Source organism: Stenotrophomonas sp. Sm6012 (assembly GCF_030985895.1).
GTDB lineage: Bacteria > Pseudomonadota > Gammaproteobacteria > Xanthomonadales > Xanthomonadaceae > Stenotrophomonas > Stenotrophomonas forensis.
Window position 1 is genome coordinate 65,995 of the sequence record NZ_JAPTFX010000004.1, and the last position, 11,668, is coordinate 77,662.

At 66.8% G+C, this 11,668-nt stretch carries 9 protein-coding genes; 2 read left to right on the forward strand and 7 right to left on the reverse strand.

Annotation, left to right across the window (positions count from 1 at the left end):
- Positions 1-38: 38 nt before the first annotated feature.
- Both O0J73_RS01740 and O0J73_RS01745 read right to left on the reverse strand, forming a co-directional pair.
- Entirely contained in the window at positions 39-1,415 is a 1,377-nt protein-coding gene (locus tag O0J73_RS01740) for an ATP-binding protein (RefSeq protein WP_308307863.1), read from the reverse strand.
- Between the two features lie 122 nt (positions 1,416-1,537).
- On the reverse strand, positions 1,538-2,566 hold the full coding sequence (locus O0J73_RS01745; protein WP_308307864.1) for an alpha/beta hydrolase-fold protein: 1,029 nt from the start codon (positions 2,564-2,566) through the stop codon (positions 1,538-1,540).
- A 281-nt stretch (positions 2,567-2,847) separates the two neighbouring features.
- Here O0J73_RS01745 and O0J73_RS01750 point away from each other — a divergent pair, with 281 nt between their 5' ends.
- Complete coding sequence (locus tag O0J73_RS01750) at positions 2,848-3,222, forward strand: hypothetical protein (protein ID WP_279944765.1); 375 nt, start codon at positions 2,848-2,850, stop codon at positions 3,220-3,222.
- A 73-nt stretch (positions 3,223-3,295) separates the two neighbouring features.
- Here O0J73_RS01750 and O0J73_RS01755 read toward each other — a convergent pair whose 3' ends face one another.
- From O0J73_RS01755 to O0J73_RS01775, 5 genes are all read right to left on the reverse strand, one after another.
- The gene (locus O0J73_RS01755) at positions 3,296-3,685 is read right to left on the reverse strand and encodes a DUF805 domain-containing protein (protein WP_006444964.1); all 390 of its coding nucleotides are present in this window, start codon (positions 3,683-3,685) and stop codon (positions 3,296-3,298) included.
- Positions 3,686-3,735: 50 nt separating this feature from the next.
- Positions 3,736-5,013: a replication-associated recombination protein A gene (locus O0J73_RS01760; protein ID WP_308307865.1), complete on the reverse strand. Its 1,278-nt coding sequence runs from the start codon at positions 5,011-5,013 to the stop codon at positions 3,736-3,738.
- Positions 5,014-5,327: 314 nt separating this feature from the next.
- Positions 5,328-5,966, reverse strand: a complete 639-nt coding sequence (lolA, locus tag O0J73_RS01765) for an outer membrane lipoprotein chaperone LolA (RefSeq protein WP_006444852.1) — start codon at positions 5,964-5,966, stop codon at positions 5,328-5,330.
- A 111-nt stretch (positions 5,967-6,077) separates the two neighbouring features.
- Positions 6,078-8,021: a DUF3857 domain-containing protein gene (locus tag O0J73_RS01770; RefSeq protein ID WP_308307866.1), complete on the reverse strand. Its 1,944-nt coding sequence runs from the start codon at positions 8,019-8,021 to the stop codon at positions 6,078-6,080.
- Between the two features lie 39 nt (positions 8,022-8,060).
- The gene (locus O0J73_RS01775) at positions 8,061-10,421 is read right to left on the reverse strand and encodes a DNA translocase FtsK 4TM domain-containing protein (protein ID WP_308307867.1); all 2,361 of its coding nucleotides are present in this window, start codon (positions 10,419-10,421) and stop codon (positions 8,061-8,063) included.
- Positions 10,422-10,654: 233 nt separating this feature from the next.
- Between O0J73_RS01775 and trxB the strand changes: the two genes are divergently transcribed.
- Complete coding sequence (trxB, locus tag O0J73_RS01780; RefSeq protein ID WP_008265109.1) at positions 10,655-11,626, forward strand: thioredoxin-disulfide reductase; 972 nt, start codon at positions 10,655-10,657, stop codon at positions 11,624-11,626.
- Positions 11,627-11,668: the final 42 nt, after the last annotated feature.

Here is an 11,668-nt window from a genome sequence, read left to right on the forward strand (position 1 = left end):
GCTGGCCGGGCAGCACACGCGCCGCCCGGCCCGGTTACTTACTGCTTCGGGGTGATGCGGGTGATGCGGTCACCCTTCGGGTCTTCGGCACCGCGCGACTTGTTCACCGCGAACACATTCCCCTTGCCATCGGCGCGGACGTGGTTCGGCAGCGTGCCGCCATCGAGGTTGGCGACCACCTTGCCGTCGCCGTTGACCACGGTGACAGTGCCGGCGCCGCGATTGCTGACGTAGGCCAGGCCGGAGGCATCATCGAAGGCCACGTTCAGCGCACCGGCACCAACCGGCACGTCGTGCAGCACCTTGCCGGCGGCCACATCCACGATCAACAGGTTGTCGGTGCCCTGCGAGGCAACGTACAGGCGGTTGCGTTCCGCATCGAAGGCGACGCCGGAGGCGCTGATCGAATTGCCCAGGTCGATGACCTTGTCGACCTTGCCGCTGGCCACGTCGATCACCGCCGCTTCCGGCGTACCGATGCTGACGGTGAACAGCTTGCCGCCCTTCTCGTCCAGCACCAGGCTCATCGGGGTGAACTTGCCGTCATCGACGCCGGACTCCAGCGTCACCGCCGGCAATTCCTTGAAGGTCTTGGCGTCGAACACCGACAGGTGGTCCTCACCCGTCGCCGAGGCGAACACCTTGCCGTGGGTGCCGTCGACCACCACGTCGCGCGCGTGCGGCACGGCATCGACCGGGAACTGGTGGACCAGTGACAGATCCTTCTGGCGATAGACCGCGATCGAGTTCTGCCGGGTATTGGTGACCCAGACGTTGCCGTTGGTGTCATCCACGCCGACGCCGTAGACCGCATACACCGCGCCATTGGTGCTGCCCGGCACCTGGGCGGGGGTGATCGCCGTGGTCACCTTCAGCGTCTTCGGGTCCAGCTTCAGCAGCTGCGACTGGGTCACCGGCGGGCGGCCCACCGCCGAAGTCACGAACACCGCGTTGCTGGCGGCGCTGTAGGCGGACTGGTACAGGCCCGGCACCAGCTTGTTGGACTGGGTGGCGAACTGCGCCTGGCCCGACAGCGGCAGCTGCGGCGAGACGCGCAGCTTCAGCACCGTGGCTGCGGCCGGCTGGCTGGCACGCACCACCACCGGGTGGGTGCCCGGCACCGCATCGGTCGGAATGCTCAGCTGGGTCTTGAAGTTGCCATCGGCGTCGACCACCAGCGGCTGCGCGTTGAGCACGCTGTCGCCACGCAGCAGGCTGACCTTCTGGCCCGGCACGAATCCGCGACCGACCACGTCGGCGGTACTGCCGGGAACCACGTTCTCACCACGTGAGACAACCTCGCCCTTGAAGGTGGCGTTGGCCGGCTGGTCGAACACCGGCTGCGCGGTGGCAGTCACCGCCAGCAGCAGGCCGGCGGCCAGGGAAGTGAGACGGAAAGACGGACGGAACGACATGGAAGGCTCCTTGCACACGTAGGCCGCGCCACGTGACGCGGGATTCATCGGTTGCCTGGGCCGCTGCACGCCGGCAGCCTCGCCTGGGTAGTGGGGTCGCACGGCATCGCGTGCGAGGGAATTCATTCGGCGGCGTTGTCACCGCCACTGGGAGCGCCATCGCCCGCGCTGCGATCGGTGACGCCATACAGCTCATGCAGTGCAGCGTAGAACGAGGCCGGCAGCATCGGGCCGTGGCCAAGGCCGGGAAACTCGCGGTAGTGCACGCTCAGTCCGGGCACCTTGCCCAGCCGCTCGGACAGCTGCATCGCTGCGTCCGGGGTGGCGCCGCCAATGCGGCGCAGGTGCGCGACCACGCGCGGATTGTTCATGTCGCGCTTGCCGCGGTCACCGACGCGCTCGGCACCGCCCAGCATCAACCAGAGCGTTGCGTGCTGGCCATGCACATTCTGCACGAACTGCTGTTCCGGATCGCCCAGCGCCGCACCCTGGCTCCACCACAGCGACGGACTGGCCGCTAGATAGGACTGGAAGGCTGCGGGGCGGGTGTACAGCGCATTGAGCACGAACAGGCCACCCAGCGAGTGGCCCCACAGCGCTTGCTGTTGCGCATCGATGCGTGCGCGACGCTCGACTTCCGGCTTGATCCGGCGTTCGATCACATCGAGGAACGCTGCAGCGCCGCCTCCCACCGCCTGGGTCGTGCCGCTCTCGTCGTCGGCGCGATCGATCCACGCGGTGTAGTCGCGGGTGCGCGCCTTCGAATCGATGCGCAGGTCGTTGTCGTAGCCGATCAGCACCAGCACCGGCGGCGCCTTGCGTGCCGCCAGCTCGGCCAGGATCGGCTGGTCCAGTACCATGGCCACGGCATTGCCATCCAGCGCATACAACACCGGCAACGGCGCCTTGCCAGCATGGGCCGGGATCGCCACGTTCACCCGCCAGCGGCGTTGCTGGTCAGGGCTGTCCACCACGAAATGCTCGAAGCGATAGCTGGCCGCCGGCTCATCGAGCACGGTGTGGCCGATCTTCTGCAGCGGATTGCGCTGCTGCGCATGGGCGTACGGAGTGGCCAGGAGCAGACCCATCATCAAGGCGGCCAGGCCGCGGGCCAACCGGCCCCGGCGCGAAGGCAGGACGAAATGCTTCATCAGCGGCGGCAGAAGCGGCCCACGGCCGCCGGTTCACAAGGGACCGCAGTCTACCTCAAACGCGAATGATTATCACATCGATCACACGTCACACTGTGTATCACGCGCGCGCATGCCCGCTTGCACAGGGGGCGGAATTTCACCTATTTTGCCGCACACGGGGGCATTGGACCGCCCCGCTTCCAACGCTGCCATGGAGGGCGGGCCGTCTGCCGCCGACCGGGTCGCGTTCATCCGCGCCACGACCGCCATGGGATCGGATCCCATGATTGTGAGACCCCTTGAAGCACACCGCACTGATTGCCCTCACCCTCGGCCTGCTCGCGCCGCTGGCCGCCCATGCCGCACAGGATCTTCCGACGCTCTACCAGGCCTTTGAAGAAGCCGGCAATTCCACGCTGAGCATGGAAGAACTCAACCAGACGGTGACCTTCACCGCCGTGGCGCTGGGCGTTTCCAGCAACATGGCGGGCGAACCGCTCATCGAGGCCGGCGATGACCAGGGCAATGTCCTGGCCCGGCTGACCACCTCCGATGATCAGCAGGCGGCCAAACTGGGCGCACTGGAAGAAGGCGCTGTCTTCAGCGCCAGCTGCACGCTGCAGTTCAGCTCCGGCACGGACTACCTGTCTTTCGGCGATTGCACCATCAAGTAAAGACGAAGCCGGCCAAACGCCGGCTTCTTTTCTTTGCCTCTGTAGCGTCGAGCCATGCTCGACTCGTGCAGCATCACGGCCCCGTGGGCACCGGGCCATACGGATTTTCCTGCGGCGTACCCGGCAGCAGCGAGAAGATCATGATCACGATGCCACCGCCCGGCACCAGTGCCAGTAGGAACAGCCAGCCCGACTGGTTGCAGTCATGCAGGCGGCGCACGGTCACGGCAATCAACGGCACGATCGTGGCCAGCCACATCACACCCAGCAGCACCACCATGCCGATCAGGATGCCGGCCAGTGCATCGGCACTGTTGCGCAGGAGGATTGCCAGCACGCCGGCCAGCAGCATCACTGCGGTTGCGAGCAGGAACAGGAACAGCTGGTACATCCAGTACTCGCGGCGGTTGGCGCGGCCCTCGAACTGGGCGTAGCGCTTCAACGGCAGAATCATTTCCTGCACGGCATCGATCCTTGAAAAGAGAAGCCGCGCAGTGTGCCAAAAAAGCGGGCTCAACGGCCTTTTGCCGCCCTGGCCGCTTCGCGCTCCGCGCGCAGCCGGTCCAGCTTTTCCTTCAGCTTGATTTCCAGGCCGCGTGGCACCGGGTTGTAGTACACGCGCTCGCCCATCGCATCCGGGAAGCCGGTCTGGTCCAGCGCAATGCCGCCTTCGGCGTCGTGGTCGTACTGGTACTCGGCACCGTAGCCGAGCTCCTTCATCAGCTTGGTCGGCGCATTGCGCAGGTGCAGCGGCACCTCTTCGGTGCCACTCTCGCGCACGTCGGCCTTGGCCTGGTTGAACGCCGCATAGCCGGCATTCGACTTGGCGGTGCTGGCCAGGTACAGCACCAGCTGGGCGAACGCAAGCTCGCCCTCCGGGCTGCCCAGCCGCTCGTAGATGTCCCAGGCTTCCAGCGCCATGCTCTGCGCACGCGGATCGGCCAGGCCGATGTCCTCGATGGCCATGCGGGTCAGGCGACGCGCCAGGTAGGACGGATCGCAGCCACCATCAAGCATGCGGGTCAGCCAGTACAGCGCGGCATCAGGGTTCGAGCTGCGCACAGACTTGTGCAGCGCCGAGATCTGGTCGTAGAACTGCTCGCCGCCCTTGTCGAAGCGTCGGGTGCGATCGGCCAGCACCTGGGTCAGGGTCTGCGGGGTGATGCGGCCACCCTCGCCACCCGCCAGTTCGGCGGCGATTTCCAGCAGGGTCAGCGCACGTCGCACGTCGCCATCGGCGGCGGTGGCGATTTCCAGCAGCAGCTCGGGAGCGACCTCGATGCCCTCTTCGCCCAGGCCGCGCTCACGGTCACTCAGCGCACGTTCCAGTGCTTCGACGATGTCGGTGGGCGAGACGCCCTCCAGCACATGCACGCGGCAGCGCGACAGCAACGCCGAGTTCAGTTCGAACGACGGATTCTCGGTGGTGGCGCCAACGAACAGGATGGTGCCGCGCTCGATGTGCGGCAGGAACGCGTCCTGCTGCGCCTTGTTGAAGCGATGCACCTCGTCCACGAACAGCACGGTGCGCCGGCCTTCGGCGAAGCGTTGCGCGGCCTCGGCCAGTACCTGGCGCACTTCCGGCAGGCCGGACAGCACGGCGGAGATGGCACGGAACTCGGCGTCGGAATACTCGGCCAACAGCAGCGCCAGTGTGGTCTTGCCGCAACCCGGCGGCCCCCACAGGATCATCGAATGCACGCGACCGGATTCGACCGCGCGGCGCAGCGCGCTATCCGGCGCCAGCAGGCGCTTCTGCCCGACCATTTCGTCGAGGGTTCGCGGGCGCATGCGCTCGGCCAGCGGGCGCAGATGTTCCCGATCGACGCTCAGCAGATCGGGGCCGGGGAAGGAAGTTGAACGATGTCTTGGCACAGGGCCATTGTACCGCGAGAGCGTGCCAACCAAGGTTGGCACCCACCACGGCGGCCGGGCCATGATCGGTAGTGCCGGCCGCTGGCCGGCAGATCAAAAGCGTGTCAACCAAGGTTGACACCCACCAATTCGGTTCCGGTTGACACCGACCAATTCGGTTCCGGTTGACACCCACCAAGGCGGTGCCGGTTGGCACCCAGGTAGCGCCGGGCCAGGCCCGGCGTCCCCGATCAGTTGCCGATGACGTCGGTGCCCTTCGGCGGGGTGAAGCTGAAGGTGCCGGCGGCGAAGCCCGGGTTGCGCTTCCAGCCGCTGAAGGTGATCACGGTGCGCTGGCCGACCGCGTCGGTGATTTCCATCTTGGCCAGCCCCTGGGCGTTGAAGCCCAGCGCGGCGTACTGGAAGCTGGCTTCGGTCTCGCGCTTCGGCGACAGCGACAACCACTGCAGGCCGTCGCGCTGCGCGGCCTCTTCACTGACGTCGTACTGCTGCTCCAGCAGCGCCGGATTGATCAGCGCGGTCAGCGGGCTGTTCTGCTCTTCCTTGCCCTGCTCGCGCACGGTGGCCTGTTCCAGGTCCGGCTCGTACATCCAGACCTTCTTGCCGTCGGCCACGATCAGCTGTTCGTGCGGGCGCACGTACTCCCAGCGGAACAGGCGCGGCGCAGACAGGGCCACACGGCCGCTGGTCGATTCCTTCACCTTGCCGCGGCTGTCGAACACCTGCTGGCTGAACTGGCCATCCAGGCCCTTCAGGCCGCTGGTAAAGCTCTTCAGGTCTTCACGGGCACCGGCCCAGGCGCTGCCGGCAGCAGCACAGGCGACGGCAAGGGTGGTGGTGGCAAGGAAACGACGGACGCGGAAGTTCATGCAGGAATCCTGTGGGCGCATGCGCCAGGAAAGGTGGTAGCCAGTGTGCCCGGGCAAAGATGAATGGGCGATCAGGGCGACATTATGCCGCCCCGAACGTCCATCGGCGATTCAGCCGCCTGCCGCAGGCAGCTTGCCGTACAGCACCTGCCCGCGGAAGCCGCGACGCACTTCGCGGTACAGCGCGCGGAACGCCGGGTAGTCCTGCGGCTGGCACAACGCCTCCGGCCCGCGCACCGCGTTCTGCTGCAGGCGATGGCGCACGATCACGTCCTGGCCCTCGCGGCTCCAGTCCACCCGGTACTCACCGGCGGCGTTGCTGAAGCGCTGGCTGGCCGGGATGGCGATGATCGGCGCATTGGCCGGAAACTGCAGGCGATAGGTTTCCTCGCGCAGGCTGGCATTGCAGTAGAACGGCGTCTCGTTGGCCGGCGCCGAGGCGGTGGCGTACAGGCCGCGCACCGACTCGCCGCCCGGCGGATCGGGCACGGCCATGCCGCCGGCCACGCTGAAGTCGGCATAGTCCTCGGCCTGGAAGGCCATGCGGTAGCCGAACGGCCGGGTCAGGTCGACCGGTACGCCCTGGATCTGCAGCTGCCCTCGCCCATCGAAACCGGACGCGGCCATGATCTGCTCCTCAGCGCGCGCACGGTTCTGCGCATTGAGCTGGGCGAACTGCGCACGCATGCCGATCTCGGCATTCTCGCCCAGCTTCGGCACGGTCTCGCCGCGCAGGTTGCCATTGGTATCGAAGGTGAAGCGCACCTCCATCGACGTGGCATTGCGCTGCGGCGTGTTGGCCGGGGTACGCGCCAGCGTGGCATTGCGGGTACGCATCACCGGGGCACCGAGGTCACCTTCGGGCAGCTGGCCGAAGCGTGCCCACGCGGTGGTCGAATCCAGGTACAGATCAAACTCGGGGATGTAGGTGATGGCGTGGTTGAAGCGGCCCAGCACCGGAATCTTCGGCAGGGTCGGGCCGCCACCGGCGCCGATCAGCACCGGTGAACTGGCGATGCCCTTGGCCGCCAGCAGCGCCTCCAGGATCGTCACGTGGTCCTTGCAGTCGCCATAGTGGTTGTCGAGGATGCTCTGCGCGCTGTTCGGCTCCAGTCCACCATTACCCAGGTACACCGCCACGTAGCGGATGTTCTGCGCCACCCAGCGGTACAGCGCATCGGCCTGCTCGCGGCGGTCGCTGATGCCGGCGGTCACCTGGTCGGCCAGTGCCTGCAGCTCCGGGGTGACCTGCGCCGCCGGGCCCGCCTTGAGCTGGTAGGCGCGCCCCATCTGCGACCAGTCACGGTACGTGCTGGCCATGATGTTCGGGCCGAACTCCCAGCCCGCTGCCGACCAGTTCTGCGCCGGCATCGCCTCGTGGCGCTGGTAGCGCCAGCGCCACTGCGCCTGGCCGTTCTTCACCGTCGGGCGATCGCTGCCCTGCACGCCGCGGCTGTCGACAAACATCGGCAGGTTGGCCGGTGCGCTGAGGGTGACCTCGGCGTCCTCGTACTCGGTGAACACATTGAAGGTCTCCCACAAGCCGAAATAACCGGGAAAGTACGGCGTGGCCTGGGTGCGGCGCACCTGGTAGTACAGGCGCGTGCCCGGGGCCAGGTTCGGGAACACGATCACCCGCACCTTGCGGTCGGCATACATCGCCGCCGAAGCGCTGGAGTAGCTCTCCTGGGTGTAGATGCGGTCGGCCGGCACGTCGCGGCGCTGGCCGTCGGCGGTGATGGTATAGGCGCCCAGCACTTCCAGCGTCTCCATCTTCTCGCTGTAGCTCAGCCGCACCTGGCTGAACTGCTCGACGGAGGCCTTGGTCTTGAGCAGGACTTCGTAGGTTTCGGTCTGCACATTGCCCGCATCGGGCCGCACCTGGTAGTCGGCGCGGTAACGGACAATGCTGAAATTGTTGCTGGCTTCGGTGTCGCCGCTGGTGGAAGGCGGCGCCGTAGCGGGCGCGGAGGTGGCGGTGTCTGCCAGTGCCGGGCCGGCAGCCAGGAAAGCTGCCAGCGCCAGTGCCAGCGCGCTGGGTACGGGGTGAAGCATGCGTCGGTTCCTTGGACGTCGTGGGGGATACGTCGGGTCTTACTTCGGCGGCGGCGGTGCCAGCACCGTGCGGTCGCCATTGTGCTCGGGCGCACTGACCACGCCGGCCGCTTCCATGGCCTCGATCAGTCGCGCTGCACGGTTGTAGCCGATCTTCAGCCGGCGCTGCACGCCGGAAATCGAGGCGCGGCGGGTCTCGGTGACCACCCGCAGCGCTTCGTCATACAACGGGTCGGACTCATCGCCGGCGGAGCTGTTCTCGGGCAGGCCGGTGGCGCCAACGACCACGCCGTCACCCATCGTCTGCACTTCGTCCAGCACGCCGTCGACATAGTCGGCCGGGCCCATCGCCTTGAGGTGTTCGACCACGCGGTGCACTTCCTCGTCGGAAACGAAGGCACCGTGCACGCGCTCGGGCATGGCGGTGCCCGGCGGCAGGTACAGCATGTCGCCGTGGCCCAGCAGGGTTTCCGCGCCGGACTGGTCGAGGATGGTGCGCGAGTCGATCTTCGAGCTGACCTGGAAGGCAATGCGGGTCGGGATGTTGGCCTTGATCAGGCCGGTGATCACGTCCACCGACGGGCGCTGCGTGGCCAGGATCAGGTGGATGCCGGCCGCACGCGCCTTCTGTGCCAGGCGCGCGATCAGCTCTTCCACCTTCTTGCCGACGATCATCATCATGTCGGCGAATTCGTCGATGAAGATGACGATGAACGGCAGCGTCTCCAGCGGGCGCGGCGCCTCGCCCAGTTCCGGGTTCGGCTTGAACAACGGGTCCATCAACGGCTGGCCGGCGTCCTGGGCTTCCTTCACCTTCTTGTTGAAGCCGGCCAGGTTGCGCACGCCCACCGCGCTCATCAGCTTGTAGCGGCGCTCCATCTCGGCCACGCACCAGCGCAGGCCGTTGGCAGCCTCCTTCATGTCGGTGACCACCGGCGCCAGCAGGTGCGGGATGCCCTGGTAGACACTCAGTTCGAGCATCTTCGGGTCGATCATCAGCATCCGCAGGTCTTTGGGCGAGGCCTTGAACAGCAGGCTCAGCACCATCGCGTTGACCGCCACCGACTTGCCCGAACCGGTGGTACCGGCCACCAGCAGGTGGGGCATGCGCGCCAGGTCGGCCACGGTCGAGCGCCCGGCGATGTCCTTGCCCAGCGCCAGGGTCAGCACGCTGGCCGACTTGTCGTATTCCTTGGAGCGCAGCAGCTCGGACAGGTAGATCATCTCGCGGGTGACGTTGGGGATTTCCAGGCCGATCACCGACTTGCCCGGAATGACGTCCACCACACGCACCGACTTCACCGACAGGCCGCGCGCGATGTCCTTGTCCAGCGAACTGATCTGGCTGACCTTGATGCCCGGTGCCGGCTCGATCTCGAAGCGGGTGATGACCGGGCCGGGATTGGCGCCAACCACCTGCGCCTCGATGCGGAAATCCTTCAGCTTGAACTCGATCTGCCGCGACAGCGCGTCCAGGGTTTCCTTGTCATAGCCCACCGGCTGCGGCTTGGGATCGTCCAGCAGGGCCAGCGGCGGCAGGTCCGAGCCATCGCCGTTGACGCCACGGAACATCGGGATCTGCGTGTCGCGCTTGGCCCGGTCGCTCTTCTCGATCACCGGCTCGGGGCGCGGCTCGATCTTCACCGGCTCGCGCTTGGCGCGCACCTCGGCATCGGCCTTGCGCACCTCCTGGCGCTCCTCGCGCATCACCCGGGTCTGCTGCCACTCGGTGACTTCTTCCTTCTTGCGCGCCAGCAACGGTGCCAGCGACATCACGCCGCGGCCGATCTTCTCCATCACCGTGAACCAGGACAGCCCGGTGGCCAGGGTGATCGAGGCCAGCAGCAGCACCAGCACGAACAGGTTCGCGCCCAGCGCACCAAAGCCCACCGTGAGCGAATTGCCGACCAGCTTGCCCAGAATGCCGCCGGCGCTGGACACATCGCCACTGAACAGGCGCACATGCAGGAAGCCGGTGCCGGCGATCAGGAAGCCGACCAGCCCGACCAGGCGCAGCGCGGGGTCCAGGTCGTTCTCGCCCTTGCTCTCGCGCTTGAGGCCGAACATGGCGATCCACGCCAGGGCGCCCAGCACCACCGGCAGCAGGAAGGCAACGTAGCCGAACAGCTGCAGCAGCACGTCGGCGATCCAGGCCCCGGCGCGACCGCCCAGGTTGTGTACCGGCGCGACCACGCTGCCGGTATGCGACCAGCCCGGGTCGGTGGCTGAATAGGTGAACAGACTGGCCGCCAGGTACAGCAGGGCCGGCGCGATGGCGATCAGGCCAAGGTCGCGCCAGAGGCGTTGGCGGCGTGGATTGTCGGTCGTCGCCGCCGCGGCCGTGCGACGTGACGCCTTGCTGTCGTCGGACTTGGAGCGTTCGGGGACCTGCTTCGCCACCTTAGACCATACCTTTGGAATGCGCTGTTAGTGATTGATAATAAATGAGACGGCGTCAGTTTTCAGTTATGCGACGTTTCACGGGGCATCCGGGGCGCCGCAACCACCGCTGGATGACGGCGTTCTGTTCATCGGCTTGAATCGCCCTGCCCCAGCCGCCACTCTATGACCAGCCACGGATGCTGCGCAAACATCGCCAGCGCCTTGTCCCATCTACCTTTTCGCGAGTCTACATGAGCACCAGCCTGCCCTCCCGCCACCAGCGCCTCGTCATCCTCGGTTCCGGCCCGGCCGGCTGGACCGCCGCCGTCTACGCCGCCCGTGCCAACCTGAAGCCGGTCGTCATCACCGGCCTGCAGCAGGGCGGCCAGCTGATGACCACCACCGAGGTGGACAACTGGCCCGGTGACGCCCACGGCCTGATGGGCCCGGACCTGATGGCGCGCATGCAGGCCCATGCCGAGCGTTTCGAGACGGAAGTCATCTTCGACCACATCCATACCGCCGACGTGTCGCAGCGCCCGTTCAAGCTGATCGGCGACAGCCACGAGTACACCTGCGATGCCCTGATCATCGCCACCGGCGCCACCGCCAAGTACCTGGGCATCCCGACCGAGGACGAGTTCAAGGGCCGCGGCGTGTCCGCCTGCGCCACCTGTGACGGTTTCTTCTACCGCGACCAGGACGTGGTCGTGGTCGGCGGCGGCAATACCGCCGTGGAAGAGGCGCTGTACCTGTCCAACATCGCCCGCAAGGTCTACCTGGTCCACCGCCGCGACACCCTGAAGGCGGAAAAGATCATGCAGGACAAGCTGTTCAAGAAGGTGGCCGAAGGCAGGATCGAGACCGTCTGGCACCACCAGGTGGAGGAAGTGCTGGGCAACGATGCCGGCGTGACCGGCGTGCGCGTGAAGTCCACCCTGGACGGCAGCACCCGCGACATCGACGCCCACGGCTTCTTCGTGGCCATCGGCCACCACCCGAACACCACCCTGTTCGACGGCCAGCTGGCGATGAACAACGGCTACCTGGAAATCCGTTCGGGCCTGGGCGGCAACGCCACCCAGACCTCGGTGGAAGGCGTGTTCGCGGCCGGCGACGTGGCCGACCAGCACTACCGCCAGGCAATCACCTCGGCCGGCTTCGGCTGCATGGCCGCACTGGATGCCGAGCGCTACCTGGACGCACAGGGCAAGGCCAGCTGAAACGCTGAGCTCGACCCACGCAAAAAGGCCGGCGCCACAGCG